Annotated in this window: 36 protein-coding genes; 1 reads left to right on the top strand and 35 read right to left on the bottom strand. The window is 62.6% G+C overall.

Annotated elements, in window-relative coordinates:
- Positions 1 to 26: 26 nt before the first annotated feature.
- The 35 genes from BC1002_RS32350 to BC1002_RS32175 form a co-directional block, all read right to left on the bottom strand.
- A complete protein-coding gene (locus BC1002_RS32350) occupies positions 27 to 386 on the bottom strand; it encodes a contractile injection system sheath initiator (RefSeq protein ID WP_013094189.1) in 360 nt (119 codons plus the stop codon).
- A complete protein-coding gene (locus BC1002_RS32345) occupies positions 383 to 1,087 on the bottom strand; it encodes a Gp138 family membrane-puncturing spike protein (protein ID WP_013094188.1) in 705 nt (234 codons plus the stop codon). Before BC1002_RS32345 ends, BC1002_RS32350 begins: the two co-directional genes overlap by 4 nt.
- Positions 1,074 to 1,934 carry a phage protein gene (locus tag BC1002_RS32340; RefSeq protein WP_013094187.1) on the bottom strand — a complete coding sequence of 287 codons (861 nt, stop codon included), beginning with the start codon at positions 1,932 to 1,934 and terminating at the stop codon, positions 1,074 to 1,076. The genes BC1002_RS32345 and BC1002_RS32340 overlap by 14 nt, the downstream gene beginning before the upstream one ends.
- Positions 1,931 to 2,212, bottom strand: coding sequence for a phage baseplate plug family protein (locus BC1002_RS32335; protein WP_013094186.1), 282 nt, complete (start codon positions 2,210 to 2,212; stop codon positions 1,931 to 1,933). Before BC1002_RS32335 ends, BC1002_RS32340 begins: the two co-directional genes overlap by 4 nt.
- A 38-nt stretch (positions 2,213 to 2,250) precedes the next feature.
- Positions 2,251 to 3,015, bottom strand: a complete 765-nt coding sequence (locus BC1002_RS32330; protein ID WP_157874836.1) for a phage baseplate protein — start codon at positions 3,013 to 3,015, stop codon at positions 2,251 to 2,253.
- 30 nt (positions 3,016 to 3,045) lie between these two features.
- Positions 3,046 to 4,797 (bottom strand): phage tail tape measure protein, encoded by a 1,752-nt coding sequence (locus BC1002_RS35815; RefSeq protein ID WP_013094184.1) that lies wholly within the window; start codon positions 4,795 to 4,797, stop codon positions 3,046 to 3,048.
- Positions 4,798 to 4,930: 133 nt separating this feature from the next.
- Positions 4,931 to 5,422 (bottom strand): phage tail assembly chaperone, encoded by a 492-nt coding sequence (locus BC1002_RS32320; RefSeq protein WP_013094183.1) that lies wholly within the window; start codon positions 5,420 to 5,422, stop codon positions 4,931 to 4,933.
- Positions 5,422 to 5,856 carry a phage structural protein gene (locus tag BC1002_RS32315; RefSeq protein ID WP_013094182.1) on the bottom strand — a complete coding sequence of 145 codons (435 nt, stop codon included), beginning with the start codon at positions 5,854 to 5,856 and terminating at the stop codon, positions 5,422 to 5,424. The genes BC1002_RS32320 and BC1002_RS32315 overlap by 1 nt, the downstream gene beginning before the upstream one ends.
- Before the next feature lie 57 nt (positions 5,857 to 5,913).
- Positions 5,914 to 7,413, bottom strand: a complete 1,500-nt coding sequence (locus tag BC1002_RS32310; RefSeq protein ID WP_013094181.1) for a DUF3383 domain-containing protein — start codon at positions 7,411 to 7,413, stop codon at positions 5,914 to 5,916.
- Entirely contained in the window at positions 7,414 to 7,956 is a 543-nt protein-coding gene (locus BC1002_RS32305) for a phage neck terminator protein (RefSeq protein ID WP_157874835.1), read from the bottom strand.
- Positions 7,880 to 8,251: a hypothetical protein gene (locus tag BC1002_RS32300; protein ID WP_013094179.1), complete on the bottom strand. Its 372-nt coding sequence runs from the start codon at positions 8,249 to 8,251 to the stop codon at positions 7,880 to 7,882. The genes BC1002_RS32305 and BC1002_RS32300 overlap by 77 nt, the downstream gene beginning before the upstream one ends.
- Positions 8,235 to 8,708: a hypothetical protein gene (locus tag BC1002_RS32295; protein ID WP_013094178.1), complete on the bottom strand. Its 474-nt coding sequence runs from the start codon at positions 8,706 to 8,708 to the stop codon at positions 8,235 to 8,237. Before BC1002_RS32295 ends, BC1002_RS32300 begins: the two co-directional genes overlap by 17 nt.
- Positions 8,705 to 9,082 (bottom strand): DUF4054 domain-containing protein, encoded by a 378-nt coding sequence (locus BC1002_RS35810; protein ID WP_013094177.1) that lies wholly within the window; start codon positions 9,080 to 9,082, stop codon positions 8,705 to 8,707. The genes BC1002_RS32295 and BC1002_RS35810 overlap by 4 nt, the downstream gene beginning before the upstream one ends.
- Positions 9,079 to 9,372: a hypothetical protein gene (locus tag BC1002_RS32285; protein ID WP_013094176.1), complete on the bottom strand. Its 294-nt coding sequence runs from the start codon at positions 9,370 to 9,372 to the stop codon at positions 9,079 to 9,081. Before BC1002_RS32285 ends, BC1002_RS35810 begins: the two co-directional genes overlap by 4 nt.
- 12 nt (positions 9,373 to 9,384) lie before the next feature.
- The gene (locus BC1002_RS32280; protein WP_013094175.1) at positions 9,385 to 10,344 is read right to left on the bottom strand and encodes a DUF2184 domain-containing protein; all 960 of its coding nucleotides are present in this window, start codon (positions 10,342 to 10,344) and stop codon (positions 9,385 to 9,387) included.
- 13 nt (positions 10,345 to 10,357) lie between these two features.
- Positions 10,358 to 10,846, bottom strand: a complete 489-nt coding sequence (locus tag BC1002_RS35805; RefSeq protein ID WP_013094174.1) for a structural cement protein Gp24 — start codon at positions 10,844 to 10,846, stop codon at positions 10,358 to 10,360.
- Positions 10,847 to 10,878: 32 nt separating this feature from the next.
- A complete protein-coding gene (locus tag BC1002_RS32270; RefSeq protein WP_013094173.1) occupies positions 10,879 to 12,087 on the bottom strand; it encodes a DUF2213 domain-containing protein in 1,209 nt (402 codons plus the stop codon).
- Complete coding sequence (locus BC1002_RS32265; RefSeq protein ID WP_013094172.1) at positions 12,084 to 12,770, bottom strand: phage head morphogenesis protein; 687 nt, start codon at positions 12,768 to 12,770, stop codon at positions 12,084 to 12,086. Before BC1002_RS32265 ends, BC1002_RS32270 begins: the two co-directional genes overlap by 4 nt.
- A 64-nt stretch (positions 12,771 to 12,834) precedes the next feature.
- Positions 12,835 to 14,226, bottom strand: coding sequence for a DUF1073 domain-containing protein (locus BC1002_RS32260; protein WP_049870316.1), 1,392 nt, complete (start codon positions 14,224 to 14,226; stop codon positions 12,835 to 12,837).
- A gap of 27 nt (positions 14,227 to 14,253) precedes the next feature.
- Positions 14,254 to 15,798 (bottom strand): phage terminase large subunit, encoded by a 1,545-nt coding sequence (gene terL / locus BC1002_RS32255; protein WP_013094170.1) that lies wholly within the window; start codon positions 15,796 to 15,798, stop codon positions 14,254 to 14,256.
- Entirely contained in the window at positions 15,749 to 16,144 is a 396-nt protein-coding gene (locus BC1002_RS32250) for a hypothetical protein (RefSeq protein ID WP_013094169.1), read from the bottom strand. The genes terL and BC1002_RS32250 overlap by 50 nt, the downstream gene beginning before the upstream one ends.
- Before the next feature lie 4 nt (positions 16,145 to 16,148).
- Positions 16,149 to 17,519, bottom strand: a complete 1,371-nt coding sequence (locus BC1002_RS32245; RefSeq protein WP_238538041.1) for a site-specific DNA-methyltransferase — start codon at positions 17,517 to 17,519, stop codon at positions 16,149 to 16,151.
- 96 nt (positions 17,520 to 17,615) lie between these two features.
- On the bottom strand, positions 17,616 to 17,840 hold the full coding sequence (locus BC1002_RS32240) for a DUF2158 domain-containing protein (RefSeq protein WP_013094167.1): 225 nt from the start codon (positions 17,838 to 17,840) through the stop codon (positions 17,616 to 17,618).
- The gene (locus tag BC1002_RS38110; protein ID WP_157874834.1) at positions 17,830 to 18,198 is read right to left on the bottom strand and encodes a hypothetical protein; all 369 of its coding nucleotides are present in this window, start codon (positions 18,196 to 18,198) and stop codon (positions 17,830 to 17,832) included. The genes BC1002_RS32240 and BC1002_RS38110 overlap by 11 nt, the downstream gene beginning before the upstream one ends.
- Positions 18,195 to 18,779: a hypothetical protein gene (locus tag BC1002_RS32230; RefSeq protein WP_013094165.1), complete on the bottom strand. Its 585-nt coding sequence runs from the start codon at positions 18,777 to 18,779 to the stop codon at positions 18,195 to 18,197. The genes BC1002_RS38110 and BC1002_RS32230 overlap by 4 nt, the downstream gene beginning before the upstream one ends.
- 21 nt (positions 18,780 to 18,800) lie before the next feature.
- A complete protein-coding gene (locus BC1002_RS32225) occupies positions 18,801 to 19,223 on the bottom strand; it encodes an endonuclease domain-containing protein (protein WP_238538040.1) in 423 nt (140 codons plus the stop codon).
- 182 nt (positions 19,224 to 19,405) lie between these two features.
- On the bottom strand, positions 19,406 to 19,660 hold the full coding sequence (locus tag BC1002_RS32220) for a hypothetical protein (RefSeq protein ID WP_013094163.1): 255 nt from the start codon (positions 19,658 to 19,660) through the stop codon (positions 19,406 to 19,408).
- Between the two features lie 8 nt (positions 19,661 to 19,668).
- A complete protein-coding gene (locus BC1002_RS32215) occupies positions 19,669 to 19,884 on the bottom strand; it encodes a hypothetical protein (RefSeq protein WP_013094162.1) in 216 nt (71 codons plus the stop codon).
- Positions 19,881 to 20,882 carry a hypothetical protein gene (locus tag BC1002_RS35800; protein ID WP_013094161.1) on the bottom strand — a complete coding sequence of 334 codons (1,002 nt, stop codon included), beginning with the start codon at positions 20,880 to 20,882 and terminating at the stop codon, positions 19,881 to 19,883. Before BC1002_RS35800 ends, BC1002_RS32215 begins: the two co-directional genes overlap by 4 nt.
- A gap of 51 nt (positions 20,883 to 20,933) precedes the next feature.
- Complete coding sequence (locus tag BC1002_RS32205) at positions 20,934 to 21,149, bottom strand: hypothetical protein (RefSeq protein WP_013094160.1); 216 nt, start codon at positions 21,147 to 21,149, stop codon at positions 20,934 to 20,936.
- Positions 21,150 to 21,311: 162 nt separating this feature from the next.
- A complete protein-coding gene (locus BC1002_RS32200) occupies positions 21,312 to 22,283 on the bottom strand; it encodes a phosphoadenosine phosphosulfate reductase domain-containing protein (protein ID WP_013094159.1) in 972 nt (323 codons plus the stop codon).
- Between the two features lie 304 nt (positions 22,284 to 22,587).
- The gene (locus BC1002_RS32190) at positions 22,588 to 23,346 is read right to left on the bottom strand and encodes a hypothetical protein (protein WP_013094157.1); all 759 of its coding nucleotides are present in this window, start codon (positions 23,344 to 23,346) and stop codon (positions 22,588 to 22,590) included.
- Positions 23,343 to 23,570 (bottom strand): hypothetical protein, encoded by a 228-nt coding sequence (locus BC1002_RS32185; RefSeq protein WP_013094156.1) that lies wholly within the window; start codon positions 23,568 to 23,570, stop codon positions 23,343 to 23,345. Before BC1002_RS32185 ends, BC1002_RS32190 begins: the two co-directional genes overlap by 4 nt.
- On the bottom strand, positions 23,567 to 23,791 hold the full coding sequence (locus tag BC1002_RS32180) for a hypothetical protein (RefSeq protein ID WP_013094155.1): 225 nt from the start codon (positions 23,789 to 23,791) through the stop codon (positions 23,567 to 23,569). Before BC1002_RS32180 ends, BC1002_RS32185 begins: the two co-directional genes overlap by 4 nt.
- Positions 23,788 to 24,081: a transcriptional regulator gene (locus BC1002_RS32175; RefSeq protein ID WP_013094154.1), complete on the bottom strand. Its 294-nt coding sequence runs from the start codon at positions 24,079 to 24,081 to the stop codon at positions 23,788 to 23,790. The genes BC1002_RS32180 and BC1002_RS32175 overlap by 4 nt, the downstream gene beginning before the upstream one ends.
- Before the next feature lie 70 nt (positions 24,082 to 24,151).
- Here BC1002_RS32175 and BC1002_RS38105 point away from each other — a divergent pair, with 70 nt between their 5' ends.
- Entirely contained in the window at positions 24,152 to 24,556 is a 405-nt protein-coding gene (locus BC1002_RS38105) for a hypothetical protein (RefSeq protein ID WP_157874833.1), read from the top strand.
- The last annotated feature ends 42 nt before the right edge of the window (positions 24,557 to 24,598 follow it).

Raw genomic sequence — 24,598 nt, 5'->3', positions numbered from 1 at the left:
TGAAATGCCCGGCATGCGGGCGGTGCCTAGACGCCAACCCGCGTGCTAACGTCAGATTCGTTGCCGTAGATATCGCGCAACGTGGTGGAAACCGTCATGTGGCGCGTTGTGCCATCAGTCGCGACGTCGAACGACAGAATCGCGGCTACGCCAGCCGTGCCGAGAATCTGACGCTTGATATCGGTTTCGAGGCGTTCGCGCTCGCCCGCGCGCTCCATCCGCTCGATCCACGGGATGCCGTGGCCAAGGTCCAGAAACCAATCGCCTCGGAACGAGCGCAGCCGCGTTACGACGCGCTGTGCCACCGATTCCGACAGATCGGCATAATCCGCGCGGCCGTGCCCGAAGGTCCAGTCGCCGCTCTCGTCGATTCGTCTTACCCTCATCCCCTGGGCTCCTGTGTTTCACCGCCCATCGAGTCGATGTGAGTGTGGCCATCAACGGAAACGCCGTTCGAACGGATTGTGCCGCCGCTGTGGTCCATGTCGCCCCTGATCGTCGTGCCGGCACCTCCACCCTGCCCGGCCATGCCAGCCTGGTAGGTCAGCAGCTTTTCAAAGATGGCCGGGCATTTCACGGTGAGCAGAGCGCCATCGACCTCGATGTTGCCGCCGCTATCCATCCGGAACTTGGCCAGTCCATCGATCTGCCGGATCACCAGCGCTTCCATATCGAAGCCGCCCGGAACATTCGGCAGCGAGCAGATCCCGGGAAAGAAGGTGGCGTCGGAAAGATCGTGGAGGCGCAAGTCCATCGGCGGCCCGTTGCGGCCGGACACGAACCAGCCATCGATGCAGCGATCGTTGATGATCACCTGCCCCTCGTCGCCGCGCTTGAGCGGCCACTCGATCACGAAGGGACCGCCCATCGGGAAGGAAACTGGCACATCCACAAGCAGGGGCAGTTCGGCCGCGCTGCCATCGGCGAGCACCGCATCGATTGCAGGGCGTACCGTTACAGTGCGTGCATCCGGATCGAACGATTCGACGATACCGGGGAACGCCGTGCGCACCTTCAGCAGTTCCGCGCGCATCTCGTTCGAGCGCGCGAGCTCCGCGGACGGCATGTCTTCGTCAAATGTCCCCATTCCCTGCCTCTCCTGCCTTCGACTTCTCGACCTTCCGAAACTTCCCGCCGCGCACAACGAGGCCGCAGTACCAGTCCGATGTGTGCGTGTCCCCGACGTACTTCACCCGCACGACCTTGTAATCCCCGTTGTACGTGTTGATCATTGACTCGACGCGCACCAGGCCGCCGACGCGAATCTCGGGATTCAGCAGGCATTTCACTTCCAGCCCGTTGTCCGTCACCTTCGGGCTGTCGATCATTCCGGTGTCCTGCGACAGCACGAATCCCTCGCCCGGCAGCACCTTGTCTGCGGGCAGCACCATCAGCTCGCCATCCTGAATCGACCAGTCCGCACCGCTATTGCGCGCAACGGTGCGCACCACGTCGCGCGCGTTGCCCATCAGCACCTTCCCGCGCGGCATGGTGCGCACGTTGTTCACTTCGGCGACGCCCGCCTGCGTGCGCGTCATGGCCTTTGTCGCCTCGGTGAGCACATGCGCATCGGTGGCCCCCGCCTGCAGCGTGGTCCACACGCGAGCGCTGGCGTAATCGAAGCTGCCGTCGCCACATTCGAACGAAGTGATCCAGTCCATCTTGTCGCGCTTCGTCGACGGTTTCACGATATCGCCCTGGTACAGCAGCCGCAGCTCGTCATAGCCCACAGATAGGCGCGCGAGATTGAACCCCTTCGACACGATCAGGTTCATGTGGCCGCGGTTGAGGTTGTAGACAGACAACTTCGCCGGGTTCGGCTTCTCGTCGAGGCTTTTGTCGATCTCGAACTTGATCCGGAGCGCCTCGATGGCAATCGATTCCGAGCGGTTGCCGATCTCAAGTCGCCAGCGACGACCGAATTGCATCGTCATTCCGCCACCTCGCTCTTCAGGCCGACGTAGAGCGCGAACCTCTCGCCCAGATCGTCACCGCCTATCGGATCAAGGCCGACGCCGCTCAGATCCTCGAGCCACAGAAAGTAATCCACCGTGTCCCGCCAAAGAATCGGCGGCCCGAGCACCAGCGGCACCGCCTGGACGATCACCGCATCGGTGGTGCGGTCCTGCACGTCGAGTTCCCAGTGATCGCCGACCGAGTTGTAGCGGATCGTCAGGTTCAACGGCGAGCCGTCGCCCGGGTCAACGCTCATCTTCTGCAGCGGCGTTGAATCAATTGGAAGTCGGATCACTATGTGCCTTTCACGTAGTTAACAAGCTGCCGCACCGCTGACTTCTTGCCGGGTGCGTCAGCGCCCTGCACATTGCCTTTCTGTGTCGCGCCGGCGGACTGCTTTGCGGCCCGACCGGACTTCGCGCTGCTCGCCACCGACAGCCCGGAGCCTCTCTTGGTCTCGACGATGAAAATGCGCCGGCAAGTCACCGTCAGAATGGCACCGTGGATGTTTGACTGCTGCATCGCTACGGTCTTCAGCAGCATGTCCTCGTACAGCCGCGACATGGTCTGTACCTCTACCGGAGAACCGCTTTTCTGCAGCGCGAGCAGCGACTCGTGGATCTGCGCGATGCGGTTCTCGGCGGCGCTGTCGTCTCCTGCGAACCACGACGAAAAGTCGGGTAGCCAAGGCGCGAGCGCACGCGGTGCGACGAGCCCAGCAAAAGCATTCGCAGATGAGCCCACGAACGAGGTGAGCTCGCGGTTCGCGCGCGCCAGGGTGTCTTCAGTGAATGACTCGAACGTGCCCGGCGTGCCAACTACGTCGAGGAAATCGCTCACGCTGCGAATGTTCACGGCGCGCGCCAGCAGCGACGCATCGGCCGGCGGCTCGTACGACACAATGGTCCCGGAAATGACCACGTCAGGCGGCTTCAGGACCGCATGGTCTGCCACCTCCGCGCCCGATTCGACAGGGTTCTCGGTGATTTCCAGATCGCTCGTGTGCGACTCATCCTTCACAACGTCGAGCGTGATCGTCCCGATCGCGGTGCGCAGCACCTGCGTACCTGTTGCCATTGCCCCCTCCCGTTACCCGACGACAGCACTAGCTGCGTTCTGCACCGCCGCGCGGTTCTGCTGATCGAGCCTGTCCTGCACCGCACGCGCTGCTGCTTCAGGGTCATCAGCCTGTACATGCATCGTCGTGTTGTTTGTGACATTCGCGTTCACAGTTCGGTTAGTCGTCGTGCCGGGCTGCGCTCGCGCTGCCGGCGCCGCACCTGCTGCTGCGCTCTGGACCTGCCGCGGGATCGCTGCAGCGCCTCGCGCGGCGGTCGCGATCGCCCCGGCGTCAGCGCCGGTGGCATTCACATCGACTGTGCCGCCGCCAAAGAACCGCGCCACCGCACCGAGAGTCTTTTCGATGAGGGCACCCACGCCCGGGAAATAGGACTTGATGCGCTCGATCGTGCCCCTCACGAAATCCCCGATCCGCGTGAACGTCTTGATGAACAGATCGGCGACACGATTCAGCATCCGGCCGACAATCGCGCCAGCGGCTTCGAAGTCGCCAGTGATGAACGCGACGAACCAGTCGATCAGATCGGCCATCAGCCCGAATGCCGTACTGAACAAATCCCAAAGCTGCCCCAGCACGGCGCCGATCACCGCGACAGTTTGCGCAAACCCGAGCCGCAGGTAGTCCCACAGTTCGCCCGCAATGGCCATCACGGTCTCGCCGTGCTCGGCCCACCACCGCTTGAGATCGCGGATGAACGCGCCGATCTCGGCGCGCACCGCTGCGATCGGTTCGCGCAGCGTCTCCCAGAACTCGCCGAATTCCGCCTCACCTCCATCGAGGTAGGTCATGAAGTCGTCGATCAGCAACAGCAGGACGCCGATCGCCGCGACAAGCCAGAACACCGGGTTCGTCGCAAAGGCGAGCAGCGACGCGCGCTTGAACCATGCTAGCGCCGCGCCGACCAGCAGGAGTGCGACCCGCATGCCGCCGATTCCATCCGTCACCTTGGCGATGAACCGGAACAGGTTCACGAGCACCTGCCCTGCCGAATACACGAGCCCGATGAAGCGGTTAATACCGTTCTGGACAACCTGACGGTTCGTGCGCAGGAATTCCTTCAGATTGCCGATGAACTCCTTCAGCCTCGGCAGCAACCCGATGGCAATCTGGGTGCGCAGCGCATCGAAGCCGAATGCTAGGTCCGTTATCTGGTCCTTCCACTCGCTCGCCGCGTCGGCCTGTTCAGCGCTCGACACGCCCCACGCATCTGCCTCGGCAAAGAGGCCCTGCAGTTCCTCGCGCGACATGCGCAACACCTGCACCATGGACGGATCGATGCCGATTTTCGACAGGAACGCGCCCTGCTCGGCTTTCGACATGCGGGCCATCTTGTCCTGCACGTCACCGAGGACCTCGGAGAACTGCTTAACGCTGTCGTCTGCGTTCTTCGCGTGCAGACCGTACTTCTCGAACGCCGGCGCACCACGGCCAACACCCGCGGCCGCCTCGCCGATCGCCTTCGTCATGCCGCGGATCGATCCAGTCGCGGCCTCTACCGATGCACCGCTCATGTCGGCCGCATATCCGAGGCGCTGGATGAATTCAACGCTCTCACCGGTCTCTCGGGAGACCTGATTGAGCGCGTCAAGTCCGTCGAGCGATTTGGCAAGCCACGCGGTTACGCCCGCGGCGAGGCCGGCGATGGCAGCCGTCGCCACCGACGCGGCTTTGGTGATGCCCGTAAGCTGCTCGCGAAAGGCCTTCGCCTGATTGACGTCGGCCGACACACCAAGCTTGACGATGAATTCATCGAGCGTCATCGATTTCTACCCCTGTTCGCCTCTGCTTCCTGCGCGCGGTGTGCGGCTTCCTGCTCTTCGTCCCACGCCCTCATCGCCTCGTGCATGTCGCAGAGGTCAGCGAGCGAATAGACCGTACGCAGCTGGTGCAGCGTCACACCGCTGAATCCCCGAGCGACGGGTCCCCAGATGAACCAGTCAATTCCGTCGTCTTCCCTGCCTGGAACCGCGCCATCAGATTCCGGAAGAGACTCGAAAAGGCGCTTGCGCCGAAAAAATCCGCGTACTGGTACTTGATGCCAGCCATCAGCACCGGCAGGAGATGTCGGCGGTATTCGTTGAAGTGTTCCTTGAACTTGTCGCGCACGCGGTACGGCTTGGCGCCGTTCACAGACGCCGCGGTCGCACTCCACACGATCGCCTCAAGCCGCGCGACTTCCGGACGCCCGAGGTTAGACAGAATGGTCGAGATGCACGCAGTCGCGATCGCCGTCGTGTCCACGTCATCCACGTTGCCGAATCCGCCGGCCTGCATGCCCTGCAGCAGCGCACCGGCGCTTTTGAGCGCAGCCCATGCGCTTTCCGCATCAGCCGGCGTCATGACATACAGCACGCCGTCCATGTCGATCCTGTATTCCTTTTCCATCAGTTTCCGATTCCCTTTTCAAGATTCATGTTGAGCGTCTCGAACACCATTACCCACTCGGTGGGGTTATGGCCGGCGCCACGCGTGTACTTCGGCCGCGTGGTGAAGTAGCCCTTGCTGGCCGTCACCACGTCGTCGTTCAGCAGGTCGCGGATGTTCAACTCGAGCGGCGTGAACGTCTTCAGATTCGACTGCTGCTGCACGCGCAACGCGTTGAGGTATTTGCTGTTCGGGCTGTGCTGCTTGATCTTCAGCGTCACCTGCCCCGAATCGTCGGCAGACGCCACGAAAATGGAGGTGCCGTTGGCGCCCACCGTGAGCGCGCCTGCGTCGGCGTTGTACTCGGCCTGAATCACGTCAGCGCCGTCCGCCCAGTCATCGAGCGGCACGCCGTTGATCAGCACGGACACCTGTTTTGGGTCAAAACTTGCCATCTGTCGGGCTCCAAAAAAATGCCCCGCCGAAGCGGGGCTCGTGATACACGCTGAAGATCAGCGGTCGAAATTGATGATCACGTCGACGCCGTGAACGGCACCGCCGAGTTTCACTGCGGTCTGGATCGGCGGCGCCTGGCGCTTCTCCCGATCACTTGTCGAAAGGTTATCGACGGTATCGCACCAGACGTAGAAGCCGTTGTCCAGGTAATCGCCGGCCGCGAGCGTGCCGAACGGATCGCCATTCCACACGCCCGGTGCAAATGCGCCATTGCGGCGCCCCTCGCGACACACACGCTCCACTGCAGCGATGAGGCGGGGCGTACCGAAATCCGTGAGCGGGATCTTCGTGGGACTTCGGTACAGCGTGGCGAACACCTCCTTCTGCACGGCATCCACGAACCAGTCGAGTATGTGGATCTCGTCGAAAAAGCGGCCGCCGATCACCGTACCCTCGGCGACCATCGCGACTTCGTCGAAGTAGGTATAGAAGTTCAGGCCCAGCCGGCGACACTTGTTCACCTCAGCCAGGGTCAGATTGTCAGCCTCGACGGTCGGCAACGTCTTGAACTTCATCGTCAGCGTCGAATTGTTCGCCGCGAAGTTGACAGAAAGGCCTCGCGCGAGAAACGACAGGATCGCGTACGGGTCCGTCTTGTCGTACGTGCCGACCGTCCGGTAGTTGCTCTTGTCGTAGAGCCGCCTAATGACGTTACCGGCGTCGAACTCGATGTGCTGCGGATTCGTCGTCGTCACTCCGAAGATCTTGCCTCTGGCCGCCTGAATCCAGTCGGAAATATCCTGCAGGACGTCATCAGGCAACTGGTCGGCCACCGCGAGCGCATACCAGCCCGGCTGCCGGTCCTGAATCGCCGCAGCAGCTTCCGTGACCGACTCAGCCTCCAGCAGGACCTCATCCGCACCCGCGACGGTTCGCGCCTGACCGTTCTCGAGCTTCATCAGCGAGCCAAGGTAGGTGCCGGCCTGGCCATCGTCGGTAACGTAGCGGAACGCTGGCCCGTCGCCGGGTTCGTTTGCCGTGAACGCGAACCGGTTGCCGGTCTCGTCGAACGAACATGACCACTCCGGATCGTCGCCGGCCGCGCCGTTGATCGCGCTCACAACATCGGCGAACGTCGTGACGTTAGTCAGGTTGAGCGGCGCGAGTTGCGTCACTGTCTCGCCGAATGCGATGGTCAGATAGCCTGCGCTCACGCTTCGGAAGTCGGCTAGCGGTGCGGTCACGGGCGAGCCAATGAGCGCGGCAGCGGTCGCGGGCAAGTCACGATCGGTCTTCACCCACCGCCCGATCATCAGTTGCTTCGGCCGCGGCTGCTGCGCCATGAACCGTCGCGTCGCGCGCGCCGTTTCCGAGTTGGTCCCGAATGCCGCTTCGACGTCGCTCTGTTGTGCGGCGTAGATGTACAGCGTGCTCGTGTCGTTGAACACGTTGCCCGCCTCTGGCGTGAGCAGCAGTGTCACCCCGAAGTCACGGCGCGACGGCGCGACCGGCTGCGTGTTTAGCTGAACGTTTACGATTTCATCAATGGGCAGCATCTATTGCTCCGTGCTGGGTGGTTCAATGGTGATGGATTCGGTGTTTCTGTCGGTGTGCACAGTGATGTCGACCGATGCGATACGCGGTTGCGCGATCTCCACCGCGTGGGTGTGCGTGAACGTTGCAGTGAATCGTGCGCGCTCCTCCGGACCGCCACCGATTGCCGCCGACACATCGATCACCTGGCTACACCGCAGGATTGCCCCGCGGACCCGGTTCTTCAGCGCCGACAGCGCCGCGCTCGATTCGAGCACGAGTTGAAGTTTCGAAAGCAGCGCGTATGCGTTCGTGCCGAAGGCTTCGAACTGCACTTCGGTCAGCAGCGAGCGACGCAGAATTTCGACCTCGCGCTCGCCGTCGAACTCGCGGTGCGCGGTGCCGATTGGCGTATCATCGCTCGCGTTCACAACGATGAACGGCTCGCCGCCAGTCGGCCCGGCATCCCAGCGCGGACGTACGGCACCGTCAGGTAACGACAAAAGCTCCCGCACGAGGCCGCGAAGTGGCGTCGTGTCGAGTTGCGAGCGCGTAGTAATATCCATAGTCGGACCAGTCAGAATCGGCCGTGACGCGCCACCGCGCACCCTGGTGCAGCACAAAATCGGCAACGGCCAGCGGCGCGTCGCAGAAGACGGCGATGGTTGGGTAGAGGCGCTCGCCCTCCGGCAAGGTTTCAAGCTGCGCCTTGCTCGCGGGATGGACAACGCCTGTCACCGTGTCAGGCTCATACGTTTCCTGCCACTCGCCGGACGGGAGCCGCTCGCCTGTCGCGCGCTCGATCGAAATCTCGTGCGAGCCGAGATCCGGATCGGTCACGACCTCACTGAGATCCAGCATTGCGCACCTCGGATGTCATAGCGTCGAGCATGTTGCCTTCGTCGATCAGCGGCGTGCTGCTGCCCTTGCGCTTGATCGTGTCGGCCTTGTTCGGCGCGAGCTGGCCACCACGCCGCACCTCAACCTTGATTTCCTCGACCGCCACTGCGCCGGCAAGGTGAAAGGCGTCGTCGACAGACGCCTCGCCGCGCAGCGCCTTCCGCAACCCCTGTGCCAACGCGCCAACGACCTTCTTCTGCCCACTCTTCATCCCCTGATCGAGAAAGGGGCGCGCGGGCAGTCCCTTCTCCGGATCGCCGAACGACAAGCGCGCGGCGAGCTGCGCGTTCGTGATGCCTGCGTCCTCGTGCAACTGCGCTCCGCTGGCAACCGGGTAGCCCACCACCACGTCACGCTTCGCGGCCTCGCCCAGGCGCTTGAACAGTTCATCGAGCTTCGGAAAGTCAGATTTGCTCATACGACCAGCCCTCCGGCGCCGACGATGCGACGCAACTGCAGGTACTCTTGCCCCCACGTGGTCGCGGCGAGCCATGCATCGTCTCCCATCATGAACGTGGGCGTGGCGTAACCGACCTGCACTTCGCCAGCCTTTTTCGACGTGGCCGGCAGTGACGGCTTACCGCCCGCGCGCTCCGCGGCCCGCCCCATCGCGAGGAAGTGCATCACGAGGGCGCACGCGGCACGCTGATAGAAACCGCCCCAGCGCTCGCGGTCAAAGTACGGCCGCGTGTCGGCGATCGCCACCTCGATCTCGGCATCGTCGAACGGCTTTGATGCGGTCCCGAACCGCGCCCGCACGTCGGCGATCGTGATGATCGCGGCAGCGCTCATGACTTCCTGCCCCGGCGCGCCGGCGCCGCGGGCGGCGGATCCCCGGAACCAATCCCGGCGCCGTCCATCGCCTGCGGCTCTTGCAGCTCTTGCGGCTCTTGCGGCCGCTCCGAGCTGCCGACCACCACCAGCTCGCCACTAGCGATCTGCGCACGAGCGGCGCGCCCACGCACGAATGCTTCCCACACCTGAGCCGAAACCGGGCGCGTCGCGCCCGGCGGTATCACGACCGTGAGACCGGCGCCGCGAATCACCGCGCCCGCACGCGTCGTGTTCCTGATGTCCGGCATAGTGCCTCCCCTTTAGCCCGTCACGTCGTCAACGTACAGGGCCGTCCCCGGATAACGGAACTCGACGCCCGAATAACGGTACTCGCCGTTGACCAGCATTTCGAGGCCGCGCTGTTCCGGCGCATGGAACATCAGCGGCATCGGGATATGGAACATGATGTTCTCCCGCGACTTCTCGTAGAACATCATGCGGCTCGTCTTGCCTTTGCCGGCCGTTTCCAGATCCGCGGCTGCGCGGAACTCGATGTCGATGTTCCGCTCGGTCTTCGAGACGTTGTTCCGCTTGATGAATTCGAGGATCGTCGTGTCCGAGTTGTCTGAACGCGGCGTGCTCGACAGTCGGCCCAGGACCCTGCCCGGCATGGCAATCGTGTTCACGACACTGTTTCGCTTCGTCGAGATCCAGAGTTGCGTGATCTGCTCATTGATGAATTCCAGCGCCTGCCCCGGCGTCGCCGTCAGCAGGTTCACGCCAGCACTCGCCTGCGCCACGTGGGGCGAGTTGAACAGGCCGGTCAACTCGTCTTCACCGTAGAGGCCGACCTGGTTCATGTGGGAACGCCATGCCTTCATCGCCGTTTCCTGGCGATCGCCGTCGAGCGACTGGTTCAGCGCAGCTGCCGTACGCAGCTCTGCAAACGTGTACGCGTAACCGATCGCGCTGCCGACCACTGGAATCGACTTCTCGTCGTAGAACACGTCCACGCGAGGCACGTCCCCACCCTGACCGGAGTGGCGCTTGCCGCGACCGGCGAACTCCCTCATGCGAAACGTGACCGCATTGACGTGTGGCCCGGCATCTGTCGAAATCGGAATCAGCGCCTCATAGTCGAGCGGCTCGCGCTTCACCTCGTAGACCTGCGTTTCGAGATACTCAAGCTGCGAGGTCAGAAACGACAGGCCCGCCTCCGAATCGATATTCAGAGACCGCATCGAGCGGAGCCCGTCGAGAATCATCTTTCTGCGGTTCATTCGGCTATTCCCCTTATGCTGCGTCCGGCACCGTCAGGCCTGGCACGCGGTTGATCACGACGACGCCGACCTGCCCCGGCTCCGCTTTCGATTCCCATTCGGCACCCGGCACCTGCGTGCCGTCGCCCACTGCGAACGTCCCGTCGTCCGCAAATTTCACCGGGTCGCGCGGGTTGCATCCGTCGGTGCACGTCACCCAGATGCGTCCGTACTGCATGGCCGGCAGCGTCACGTCCGGGTTGTAGAACACCTCGCTCTCGAGATTCGCCGTGAAGGTCACATGACGCACTGTGATGCCTGCGAAGGCTTTCGCACGCTCATCGCCCGGCAGAACGTATTCGCCCTCGATGTCCGTGTAGAAGACGGCACGGCCGAGCTCGATCGGCACTGCGCCGCGGTTCGTACCATTGAGAATCGTCGCTGTGTTGTTGTCGACGATCAGGCCGGGAATGCCGCGCTCGAACTGCGCTGGCGCATACTCACCCAGATTGATTCGGCTCATGTGGATTGACTCCAGTTGGTTGAAACGTAGTGTTACGCGCGACCGTTCATCCGATCGATGAAGTTCGTGCGCGCGCTGTCGGCGGTCTTCTGCCCGCTGCCGGTTGCATCGTTGGCCCGCATCGACTGGCTGAGCGAATCGAGGACCGGATCGCGACGCGCGCCACTATCGTTCGTCGGCGCGGCGCCGACCGTCGCCGACAGCACGCCAAACGCCTGGCGCAATATGGCGTCGTCAGCGGCGTCGAGCGTCTTGCCGCTCAGCACCGCGTCGACGATGATTTTGTGATCGCCGTACAGCGACTTGATCACCTCGCGGCGATACTGCGCGCAGGTTCTCCCCTTCGCGTCGACGGTCGGCGCAATGCGCTTGCCGCCTTCGAGCATTTCGGCCCAATCTGCGACCATCGCGTCGCGCTGCGCCGGGGTCATCGCATCCTTCTGCGCCTGTTCGAGCGCCTCTTCCTGATCGCCCGCTTCCTTTTCGATCTCATCGGCGTCGCGTAGCGCGATCGACTTGCCACCGATCTTGATCTTGCGGTCGAGTCGGGCGTTGAGGTCCGCGACCGAGGCCGACGCGTCGGCCAGCTTCTTGGTCAGGTTGTTCACGGCTGCCGCCGCAGCCTCGTCGAGGCTGAAGGGGATGCCGTCGATCGTGATTTGGATCGGCATTGCAGTTGCTCCTGTTGAATGGGATGGTTTTGAATCACTCACGCGGCACGCTGGCCCGCAGCGCCCCCGGTTGACGAGCGCGACGTGGTTGCCGCGGATCGTGCGCTGCACGCCTTCATACTGCTGGCCATCCGCAGTAACGCCGGCCGTCCAGTCGTAAATCGCGGAGTACCCTGCGGACAGTTCGACCTTGCCTGCCTCGACGTTGGCGATCGCCTCGCGGTCCATGACCTGCACGTCACCGTCGAGGAAGTCATCAGCGCGCACGGGATCGAACATCGTGCCGACAGCCAGATGACGCCAGTTGTCCGCGCTGACCCCATCGGGCGGATGGTCGTTCGTCAGCGGCAGGTTACGGAACGACGCGATCGCGTCGGGATGAAACACCTCCTCGGGCGGCCGGTAGACCTTCACTACGCGCATCGGATCACCCTGAAGTCCGAGCTCAAAGGCTCGGTACTCCTGAATGCCGGTGCGCGCGATCCGCGCGGGCGCGACCAGGTAGCCGTCGCCCGTGTAGCGTCGTGCGCCAAGCGCGATATCGAAGGTATGGTGTACGCGTGTGTTCATTCGTTATCCAGATTGATGATCGGGCGCGCAGAACATCGGCAGTTCACATCGTGGCCCGGGTGCCCGGTCTCGGGCGGCGAATCCCACCGGAACACCTTGCCGTCGTTCTCCGCATGGCTCTCGCGCACACGTTCGTCGTTGCTCGACACCCACTCGTATTCCTCGATACCGAGCGCGGTCTGCCGCGCCTCCGTGATGGCTGAATTGAGCTTCGACGTCTGGTCGCGCGCGATCAGTTTCGCGCGGCGCTCTGTGACGTCCGTTTCCTTCTGGATCGCTTCGACGATGGCGCCGTAGCGCCGTCCCTGCTGCAGCGCCGTGAGGACCTGTGTCGAAACGCGGTCGAGGTACTGCTGCGGTATCGACTTGATGAGCGCGACGTTAGCCTGCTGTGCCGCCTCGAGCACGCCACCGAGGCTCTGCATCTGCAGCGCCGCCTGGATATCGACGCCGAGTGCCGCATTCACACTCGCGCGCAGACTTTCCGTTGTGCTCTCGTCGCACTGCTCGACCATGCGCCTCGCAAGCATCCGGGCTCGCGCATGTGTACGCTCGATCACGCGCCGCGAGGCACCCTGCAGAGCGGCGTCGAGCGCCCGCGTGAAGGCCTCTGACATGTCGTCAGCGACGTAGCTGTATTCGGGCTCGCCACGCTTGAGCAGCGGCAACACGTCCGCACGCATCGCGTCATCACACGCCTGTACGATCGCAAGCAGCTGTGCTCGATACCACCCTTCCGCGCGCCGGTTAGGCCGCGTCGGGCGCACCCTCGACAGCCGTCGACGGCGGATTCCGCGAGCCCGCGCCAGCATTGCCAACGTCATTTGCATCGGGCTCTTCCTCCAGCGGTTCGTTTAATTCCTCGGCGAGGCTGATGTCCTCGTCGGTAATCGTCGGGTACGTGTCGTTGGTCTGCAGGCGGCTCATGATGTGCCTTTCTATCGGCAGGCCGATATCAACCGCGTAAATCTTGTCCGTCTCGGCCCGCGTCTTCTCGACCGCTGCCTGCTCGGTGTCAGACAGTTGCCACAGCGGATTGAACTCGATCACGAGGTCATCGAGCGTGCGGCCGAATTCCGACATCGCCATGACGTCGTAGATCGTCTCTACCTGCGGTCTCAGCTCCTGCTCCTGCCTCGCCTTCAGGCCGTCGTAGTAGTTGCGGATGTCGCTGTCACCGGTCGAATTCAGTCCCTTCGGCGCCTGGCCGAACAATCGGGTCGCGGGAATATCGGCCGCGCCGGACACGCGCTGCGCGAACATTGCGCCGATTGCGTCGATCCCCGAGAAGCTGATCGTCTTCTGCTCGTATGTATCGTTCTTGTCGAGCAGCGTCATGCCGATGAACGATTTCATCATCGCGACGAGTTCGAAACGCTTCTGCACCCTCTTCGTGCCGTCTTCTGTAGACAGCATCTCGCGCAATCCTTCGACCTGCAGCACGTTGACGATCGCCTCGAACATCATCGATGCGGTGCTGCCCGCCACCGTCTCGTCGTTGCGCAACTCGTCGTAGACCGGCTGCAGCACGCTGTCGTGCCAGAACTGGTTGCGGCGCAGCTCGTCCCACGGCAGGAGTGCACCATCCGCGAAAATGAGGCGGCTGCTGTCGATCGACTGGCTCGTGTTGGCCACGCGATAGCGCTTCGGCCGCCAGTAGTCCGGTCGCGTCAGGTCGATCTGCATCAGCGGCGTATCTGGAGACAATTGCCAACGATCAAGCACCACGAAGCCGAGCAGCGAGCCCTTCCGGATACGTTCAACACGCAGCGGTTGAGACGCATCGTCGCCGGCTATCGACACGTACAGTGCCGAGCCGCCATAGAGCCTTCCCCACTTCAGGTTGTCGCCTATGCGAGAAATGAGGCCGTACCGCTTCTCCGCTTTCTCCAGCGTCTGCTTTGCGCTCTCATTGGCCGTTTCGAGCCGCACCCACTCCCGTGTCATGTCCTCGGCGGGCGCATCGACGATCTTTCGCGCGAGCCAGTTGTGCCGATACATCGCCGCCAGTTCTTCGCGGTCGATGATGTCGTCGCGCCGAAATTTGCTGTGCCTGCGCTTGTCGCGCGCAGTCATCATGCCGGCGACCAGATTGGACAGCGAGTCTCCCGTGCGAACGCGCGTTGCGCGTGGTCGCATTGCGGATTTCAGTTTCTCGAACATTCGTTAGTTCCAAGCGCTCCAGTCGGCTGTGTTCGCGAGCATGTCATTTGTCGCATCGATCATCGGATCGATCTGGTCGTCGTGCGCGTGCGTGTCGTCCGCTGTGAACGCGTTCAGTTCGTTCGTGAAGTCGAGTACCCATGGCGCATCGGCGGGGATCAAAGCGAGCCCCGCCGCCCAGTAGGACACGACATCCATCACGCGCCGCAGCTTGTCGGTGTCGCGCGGCATCGGGCACACGGGGATGCTCCCGTGCTTTTTGATGTCCTGTATCAGGCCCGTACCGCTCGCCTTGTCTTCGATCACCATCTCGCGCAGCGCGCCGCTCACGCGGTGGTCGTAGGGCTTGTGCTTCGCCCAGAAGTCGAGCGCGACCTGCCGCAGGTCCGGCGCTTCCCATTTGCCGCGGATCTGGTCAAGCAGATAGATGCGGCCGTCGTCGCCGGCTCCCCAGCACTGGAACACCGAGTAGTCGTTCCGTTCGGCCGTTTTCTGCGCCGTGTCAACAAAGAACTTCCGGTACAGGATGCGCGGCAACACCGTGTACCGCGGGAACCACGCGCTCTTGATGATTCCGCCGCCGAGCGGCGACGGACGCTGCATGTACTGTCCGGAGTGCACATACGGGGCGACGCGCTCCATATCGAGCTGGTCGGCCAATGGCTCCTTGTAAGGCCAGTAGCTGAACCGGCCGTCCTCGTCCTTTTCAGACGGCGCGATCAGCTTGCGGATGCGCTCCGGCAGCGCAGCTGCGTACTCGTCGGTGATCAGCGCGGGGATCTCGACGAATTCCCATTCGCCGGGCAGGTTGCCCTCGCGAATGAACCCGGTCGGGTCCTCCTCGGCCAGGCGCTGCATGATGACTATGATTGGCGTGTCAGGGTTCGCCTTCCGGCTCTTCACCGTCGAGAGCAGCTTCCGGTTTGCCTTGTCGCGGAACGTCTTGCTGTACGCGTCCTCGACCTTCAGCGGGTCGTCGATGATGATTGCGCCCTGCCACCCTTCGGCCATGTGGCCAGCACGAAAGCCGGTGATCTGCCCGCCAAGCGATACCGCGTAGACCCCGCCCGCCTTCTTCCCGTTGACGACGACGTTCCAGCGCTTCTTTGACTTCGCATCGTCAGCAATCGCAAGTGGCCACTTCTCCTGATACTCGTCGGACAGCACCACCTCGCGCGCCGTCTCGCTGTTCAACAGCGCCAGATCGTCCGAGTAGGAGATGTGCAGGAATCGCGCACGCGGGTTCAACGCGAGCCCGCGCGAGATCAGGTTGATCGTCGCCATCTCGGTCTTCGACGAGCCCGGCGGCACATTGATGACTACGTTCTTCGTCGCGCCATCGATCACGCGCTGGATCACGTCCGCGATCAGCACGTGGTGCCAATTGACGATGAACTTGATGCTCTGCCGATGCTTGAAGAAGTACCGCGTGAAGAACAGGTGGTCCGTCTCACACAGCTGCTTCGCGACCTCGCGCTCGACGGATGGATCGACGTGCTCAGTACTCTCGCTGGAGCTTGTCGAGCGCCGCTTTGACTTTCCGTTCATCCACGATTTGCGTCCTTTGTTCGACCGGGCCGCCATCGGGACCGGACAGCTCGACCGACTGCGGGGTTTCCTTCCACCCGCCGCGGGTCTTCAACCAGAAAATGATGCTCGCCACGTTGCCGGCTTTCGCCTTCTTGAACAGGGCTTGCGCAACCGCTGTATTGGCCTTGACCAATCCCTCGGTCAGCTCTTGGCGGAAGTGCTTCCGTAGCGTCGGCACCGAGATCGGCTTCCCGTTCGCGTCGAGGACAAGCATGACCATGTCCTCCTGCGGGATGCCGAACGCCGCAAGCTGCTCGACGAGCGTTCGCTGTGCAGTTGTGGCTTTGAAACTCTGTCGTGGCATTGCTCTAATCCAACCGCCGCGCTGCAGCGATCTCCTCGAATGATGTGCCGATCGTCTCGTGTGTGGCCGACAGCCCGGTGTATGCCTGCCAGCGCGCGACGATCACATCGCAGTAGACCGGGTCGAGCTCAAGCAGCCGCGCGCGCCGTCCGCACTTCTCGCACGCAATGAGCGTCGTTCCGGATCCGCCGAACGTGTCGAGCACAAGATCGCCGTCCCGACTGCTGTTCTGGATCGGGTACTCGACGACGGCCACCGGCTTCATCGTCGGGTGCAGATCGTTGCGTGCCGGTCGGTCGAACGACCAGACGGTTGACTGGCTGCGATCGGCATACCAGCGGTGCTTCCCGGTCGGCTTCCAGCCGTACAGCACAGGCTCGTGCTGCCAGTGGTAGTCCTGACGCCCGAGCACCAGCGACTGCTTGACCCACACGCAGCACTGCGCCAGCTTGAATCCCGCATCGAGCAGCGCACCGCGAAAAGCCAGGCCTTCGGTATCCGCGTGGAACACATAGATGCCAGCTCCGCCCTTTGCTGCCGCGAACATCGTCTGATGCGCAGTCAGCAGGAACCGACTGAACTCGCCGGCCTGCATTGCATCGTTCTGGATCGTCATGCGCTTGTCGGTCTTGCCGACGTACGCGACGTTGTACGGCGGATCGGTGATGATCAGATCGGCGAGATATCCGCCCATCAACGCCGAGACGTTCTCGGCCCGCAAACTGTCTCCGCACATCACGCGATGGCTGCCACAGATCCAAACATCACCAGCGACAGACACTGGCTCTTCCGGCGGTTCCGGTGCATCGTCCTCGTCCGTCAGGCCGACGCCGGGGTGGTCGAGCAGGTGGGCCAGATCGACCGGTTTGAACCCCAGCAGGTCCACGTCGAAGCCGTCGTCTCGCAACTCGGTCACTTCGAGCCGCAGCAGTTCCTCGTTCCACCCGGCCAGCAGCGCGAGCTGGTTGTCGGCGATGACGAACGCGCGGAATTGCGACTCGGTCCACCCGGACGCGTCGAGCACGGGCGCCTCGCCGTTAGGAAACGGCTCGGCGCCGCGCGAGCGCCCGGGCGGCGGATACAGACGCTTGCCGGCACCATAAAGAATGCGGATCGCCGCGAGCGTCCCATGACCCTTCGCGATCACGCCGTCGCGCACGACAATTGCGCCGACCATGCCGAATTCCTCGATGCTGGCGGCTATCTGCGCTATCTGGCTTTCCGAATGGGTGCGCGCGTTGCGCGCGTACGGAATGAGGCCGTCGATCGAGCGACTGGAAATTTGCACGGCGAGCCCTTTTTTATAGTCGAAAAAAACGGCCACAACAGCAAACTGCGAGGATCTTGACGCCAACGAAACGGCCCGCGCTGGCAAGGAAGCCAGACGCGGGCAAAGGACGTGAAAATGAAGACGCCCAGCGGCGAAAACCGGCTGGGCGTTGTTGGAAAACCGCGGTACCGCGGCGATAAATCAAACGGTGAAAGCCTGCGGCCCCTGTCCGCCGGCAAGCAAAACCGAGTCAACGGTGAACGGCGCGCGCTCGATTTTGGTCCGCCACTGCAGATCGAACCAGCAACACTCGAGCATGGGACCGCTTTGTGTTTCGATCACCGCGTCGACCGTCATCAGCGGGCCGCCAGTCTTTAGCCGCACGGTCTTTTGCAGGAACCGCTTCCGCAGTGCTTCAGTCGGCATCTTTACTCTCCGGCTTTCCCGCGCTGCGCCCGGCCATGATGCCGGCGGCCAACCTTGCTGCGATCAGCTCACTATTCTCGATCGGCTCTGGATGCGACCACTTTTTAATTTCCTCGTCCAATATGCCCCATACGAACAGGGCTTCGTTGGCCAACGCCTTTAGTTCTCTACGAGCTTTGGTTAGCTCTTCGCGGTCCTTGGTTTTCACTTCGCCTCCTTGACTGTTATCGGAATGCCAGTCTAAGGGAGGTTCAAAAACAGCCGTCGCAAAAAAGCCCGCTCGGTAGCGGGCTTTGGTTGGGCGCAACTGTGGCGCTGCAATACTGGCTATTTTCGTTGCCAAAACACGAAAGGTCAAGCAGCTTGCACTTCGCCTACGATTCCCGCGGCGCGCAGCAGCTCGTCGGCGCGTACGAGTGCCCGGTCCATTTCGCCGATGTGCGCGCGAGTCCCAACGAGCGCAGTCCGTATGACGCCGGCATGCTTGGCGACGGTCTGCGCGTGGACGCCGTACTGCTTGCCGAGTGCGGCATACTCGGACCGCTCGCCCGTCAGCGTCTCTCGAACGAGCTGTCTGTGCAGCCGCACGTTGCGCACACAGCCCGGCAGCAGCGCCGCGACGTGGTGCTCGGCGATCCAGTCGACGACCGCCTGCCATGCCTTGTTCGGGCGCTGCCGCGAACAGCAATCCGCGCCGCACGAACATGGGAAGCTGGTCGGCGCATACCGCACGAACAGAACGGCCTGCTGCACGAGCGGGATCTTCTCGATCTCCGCCAGCACGAAGCCAGCCTGCCCTGCACCGTCGATGCCACTCAGCCCACGGCCAGAACCCGGCGGCCCGTACATGCGCGCCATCAGCGACTTGCCGTACTGCTGCGAGTTGAACGAATACGCGTAGCGCAGCGCATGCACTGCATCGTTAAAGACCGCTTCCATGTTGAGCACTCCCGAAAATCCTCACCGCTGCCGCGCCAGCAGCTCGCGCACCGCTGCTATCGCGGAACCGTCCCGCACCATCTTTCCCGTCACGCGCACAACACTCCAGCCTGCGAGGGTCGCGGCGAGGTATTTGCGCGCGTCGGCCTCGAACCCGGCGCCGCGCGTGTGGCGGCCGCCGGAGTGAATCCCGCCCTCGACCTCGACCGCAAGGCGCCGATCGGTCCAGGCGAAGTCGAAGCGCCACTTACGCGCCGGGTCGAACTGGTACTCGCGCGCCGGCGCCGGCAGTTTGTCGGCCCGCACGTGCAGCGCGAACAGTTCCTCGATCGCGCTCGGCGCTGTCGTTACCTTCGCGCGCGGCGCGGAGACCATCGTCGAGAGTGCCGCGTCGAGCGGCGCAGGGGCGCGCGTGCGCAAGGCACTAGCGATTTCGTCGGCCACTCGTGACTTCATTTTCGGAGTCATCTGATATCTGCACCGGTGCGTGCTGCATACGATGGCCCCGTTGTACGCCGCTTCCCCGCAGCGTTGAGCCTCGCCCAGTGCGAGGCTTTTTTTTGCGCTTTGATATCCCTCTGATGGCTCGCTCTCACCGTCAAACCTCCAATCGTTAAAATTCATTATCAATCGCTATCCGCCGCCGCAGGCTCGGTGTCCCACCACGCGCCTTCAACCGGCGCCCGTCTCGGTACCGGCACAGGGCGTGCCTGCCGCGGGGTTGCTGATGCCACTGGCGCCACCTCGTGCCTCCCTTCCGGAAACTCCAACCCCAGCGCCTGATACGCGACGCGGTAGACGTTCGTCGGCTTCGTCGGCCGTTCGCCTACGTATTCGGCGACGAGCTTGCGTGCCCACTCCTTCGATCCGGGATTCCTCATGGCCGCACTCAAAACGGAGCTCGGTCGAAGTACTCGACGCGCTGCATTGCGAGCGCGCAGTACGACACCTCGGCGCCGAGCACGACAAACTCATGCCCTGGATTGGCCTGCGCGAGCCGCTCGGCTTCTACCGCGGCACTGCCGAAGCTCGGATGCCGATAGCTCGGCGGCTTTGCGCCTGTCGGCGACCACACGAGCCAGAACTTGTCCTCCTGCGTTTTCATGGCGCATTCCCTCCCCGTTGCTCGGTCCGTTTCGCTTCGATCCGCGCGATGCACTGATCGCGAAGCAGTCCGTGCGTGCTCACGCCCAATCGCTTTCCTTCCGCCTCGAGCTGCGCGTCGGTCATCCCGCGCAACGGCGGCTTCACGGCGCGCGGTGGCGCGAGCGCCTTGGCGACGAACGCATCGAGAAAGCCCGCATTGACCGCGGTCACATCGCGATCACTTTGGCGCTGCACGACCGCAGCCGTGTATGCGGCGCGCAGCTGCTCGGACGTAATGCCGCACCTGGTCCAGATCACGATCTGCTTCCCGTCGGGCGCGAACCGCGGGTTCTTGCCGCGCTCACACTCCCACTGCGTGAGCAACGCCGCAATTTCATCGGCAGACAGCGACGACGACGCTGCGGAGTTATCCACACCGCTACCACGTATCAAGTTCCCTACGTCGTCGTTAGAACCTTTGGGTTTACTCCCTTCCTTTTCCTCTTCCTTTTCCGTCAAGGAGTCCTCAGTGAGTGCTCCGTGAGCAGGCATTGAATTGCCAGATTCATCCGGTGGTGCATTCAGTGAACCGTCGCTGGGTAAGTTCGGAGCAGCATGTGAATTGGGGTCGTGCGCCCTAGCGGCTTGCTGCTCAGCGTCAGGCGGCGCAGGAGCGCCGCCGTCGCCCGTGAGCCACGGTGGTAACGGGATAGCCGATTTCGATTTGCGGTTGATCACCTGGTGTTTGGCGAAACAACGAATGTGCAAAAAGACTTCACCGCTCACGGAGTACTCCATGAGCATTCCGTGAGCGATCAATGATTGAACGAGCGGCTCGCAGTCGATCGCGTCGGCCGGGAAGATTTTCATCTTCAGGCTCTTGGCGGACCTGCGCAGATTGCCGTTGTCATCGGCGTGGTTCCACGTGCCGATGAAGAACAGGCGCGTCGCGAAATCCAGTTCGACGAGTTTGTCGTCGGTCCAAAAATCGGGTTTGATGGTGCGGATCCGGGCCATGCTAGCTCCCGATCCGCAGCGAGATGCGCGCGCCGAATGGCCGCCCCGAATTTACTGTCTGCGCTTCGCGAGCGCGATCAAAGCCTCTGCGACCTGCTCCGCACAGTCGAGCGGAAATACGACTTCGCCTCGGACGATCTTCTCCGAGTTCTCGTCCATACTGTTGACGATGATCTCGACCTTGCCGTCGTTCGTAGGTGCCACCATGATCTCTGGCCGCGCTTCGATGAGCAGTTCGAGTGGCGGCTGATTCGTGTTTTCGGTCATACCTGCATTCCTCTCCTGCCCGGTTGAAGTGTCGGGCAAGCGCGGCATGGCAGGCAAACGCCGCGCACCGGTGGCCACCGGCCGCCCGACTAGAAACGCGATCATAAGCGACGGCGATGTGCGGATCACAATCCAGTGGCGTCAGGAGTGTTGGTAGTTCTGTCATTCACATAGCCCGTATGCAGACGCGCAGGCCGTTGCCGGCTCCGCGTCAGCGAGTAAGTCGTATTGCCGGCCGCCGCGCGTAGTCTTGCTCCACTCGACAACCGCGTGGATAGTCGAGCCAGCGCCGGTATGCCCTTGCGTGCCCAGGTGAAAGAACGAAACCAACTCCTCCCACTTCGCAATGCGCTCGATGTGCTGAGGGAAACGCCGTGCGATCTCTCGGATCTCGACTTTGGCGGCATTGATGCAGGGCATGCAGCCGACCCGCGACATGCCCTGTCTATACAGCGGGTTCGGGCGAATGCCGGCGACCGCATGAGCGTCGAACACGTCCTCGACACGCCAGCGCAAAATCGGCCGATAGATGAACAGACCGCCGCCGGCCACCTCGAATGACCGCACACACGCGCCAGTGCCTTGCAGGCGATCGCGGCGCGAATCGCTTTCGTCAATGCGAACGCCCTGCCATGACCACGCAGCGGAATGCCCCTCCTCGAGGCGCGCAAGCGCGTATTCGGTCAATGGCCTGGTCTTCAGATATTCGGTGCAGTACTGGCGCTTGCGCGAGGGGAAGCCACCGCGCACGAGACAGAGGTCGAGAAACGGGACGCCAGTCGGGCGCAGCAGTTCGAGCGCGCGCGCCGCCGCCTCGGGCGTCCACGCATACATGAACTCGCGTGAGCCATAGACGGCTGATTCAGGCTCGCCCGCGGCGATCCGCGCGAGGTTCGCCCGCTTTGTCGCAAACTCGTCGGCGAAGTCAGCGCGCACTACGTCAACCGTAATGCCCAAGGCGCCCGGCAGATAGTCAAGCGCGTATTCGTACGTCACCTCGTGCTCGTTGCCGGTATCCGCGAACACGGCGCGCACGTTCTCGCGCCCGTGGAGCTCTAGCGCGACCAGCAGCGTCGCCGTGCTGTCTTTGCCGCCGGACAGCGACACGACGTGCAGGATCGGGCGCGCGTTCATACGACCGCCTTCATCGGGGTCGCAAAGATTTGCCTCGTCCCCTTAAAGTTATTGCCACTGGGCACCGATATACAGTTCGGGCTCACTTCACAGGGTTTCACCATGCGCATCATTTGCGCTCTTGCCGCTATCGCCACAGTTGGGGTCGCATTCTCGTGGCATGTGCACGAAAAAGCCGCAGCGGTAAAAGCCGTCAAGCACGACATGGACACCGGAGACGTAGCCTGCTCGGCGAACGACAGTAATAGGTGCGAGCGCGCCGCCCTGCAGTTCGCCCGGGATTTCATGAAACTCGAATAACGCATCACGCCACCTCCAGTGAAAAAGCTGTCTGGATCGGTGCATGCTCGCGCTGCCAGAAGATCGGCGATTGCTGCGATTCGATGCGCTCACGCAATACCTGCGCACGCGTGTCCTTGCTCGCCGGCGTGTACGGTCCGCGCCACTTCGAGTCGATGCCGACGTTGCGGCCGATATTCGTGCTGTCACCGCTCGCGAACGGGAAGCACCCAGAGATTCGCGGGTCAAGCATCCGCAGGCCGTGCAACTTGCAGACCGGCCGCCCCTCGCGGTCGCATATAACCTCCATCCCCTCCGCCATGCGCGTCCACCATTGCGGTGTGCCGATCGTCGCGAATTCGCCCGAACTGCCCAGGCATACACGCGGGAATTCGGCCGCAAGGCGCTCGAGGCGTTCGAGCGATTCGTGCAAATGCCACACTGGCGCACCAACCCATGGCGCGCGCTCGCGCCATGGCCACTCGGCGATCAGTGCGTCATTCGCCGCTTCGTCGCCGTCGATCACGTCGGGGATCACAGCGAAGTCGAATGGCGGATAGCGATGCAATTCCGCTACCCACTCGTAGTAGCGGGACCAATCAGTGATCGGCCGACCCGCGCACCAGGCGCTGAAAGTGCCGTTGTCCGTGGCAAAGGACTGCACTACCTCGAGCGCAAGGCCCAACTGCTCGGGGTACTCAAACGATACGAACGCGTGGCCGCCGGCCACCGCGCGCAGTGCGGCGCTGTTAGGTGTAATCGGGAGGCCGTGATAGTGGATCATGGCACACCGCCCATTTGCCGCCCCGAATCGGCCTCGTCTGAGGTCCCAACTTGTCCCAAAACGGGAAGCATCTTTCGCGCGTGCAGATGGCCGAACGCGCCGGCCCTCGTGCAGTAGCTCAGGTGATCGGGCAAGGAAACGCCCTGCGTGCGCGCCTGGGCATCAATTTCCTCCGCTTCTTCGTCCGTTAGCGTCACGGGTAGCTCGACGAAACCGTTTTTCATGCGCACTCCCGCGTCCCAGGTTGGGCCGAAATGGCACTGACACCGGCGAGCGCTGGCCGTACATTCCCAACCACGCCGAACAACGCCATGCGCATCAGACGAGCGGCGGCCGCCGAGTCGCTGTCGATGTAGTTGAGTTGCTTGAAGATCTGGACCGCGTCGTAGAGATCGTCTTCGACGCGGGTCTTTATCTCGTTACGGTGTTCGGCGCGTCGAGTCACAGCGCCTCCTGCTCGGTAGCCGTCGATGGGGACGTTGTGTGGTTGGGTACCGGCGGCGAGCCGGGGGCGCCGACGAGTTCGGGCCAGAGCTTGTGCCAGTTGTGCGGCTTCAAGTCCCATCGCGCCACTGCTCCCGCCGTTGCTTGCTCGATGAGAAAGCAACGCTCTTGTGAAATCGGCGATAGACCGCTAGCCATCTGTGAAAGGAAGGACTGCGACACCCCGATGGATGACGCGAGTTTCTTGGCCGTGCCGCGCTCACTGCTGCCGAAGTATGTTTTCAGGTCCATGCGGGGAGTTTAGTTGTAACTAAACCAATGGTCAAGTGAACGCTAATTTAGAAATGACTAAACTTGCAAAATGAACATCCAAGACATTCGGCGCGACAATCTACGGAAGTGGACGGAGAGCCACTCTGTACCACCCAAGGAAAAAAGCTATTTTTCCCAGTTACTTGGGGGGGCATCGTTCGGTGAGCGTGCGGCCCGACGCTTGGAGCGAGACTACGGCATGGGCGATGGTTACCTTGACCAAGCACCAGATAACGAATCGATCGACGCCGTCGCAGGGTTTGAGTTTGGCCCCGGAGTATCGAGATTGCTCCGTGTCGTAGAAGGGCGTGACGACCGGGAAATCATGCGCATTGCAACCGCGCTTGAGGTTCTTCTGAGTGCCTCCGCCCTATCTGGTGCTGTTGCGCCTGATGACGCCGAGGTAGTCATCCCTCCGCCGACGCCGCGCCGTCGGCGCAATAAAGCAGCTTGAAAAATCACAAACTTCGGATCAGTCTCATTTACAAAATCATTA

It is taken from the genome of Paraburkholderia atlantica, assembly GCF_000092885.1.
Lineage (GTDB): Bacteria > Pseudomonadota > Gammaproteobacteria > Burkholderiales > Burkholderiaceae > Paraburkholderia > Paraburkholderia atlantica.
The sequence above is the reverse complement of the archived record's forward strand: the minus strand, read 5'-3'. Positions and strand labels throughout refer to the sequence as shown.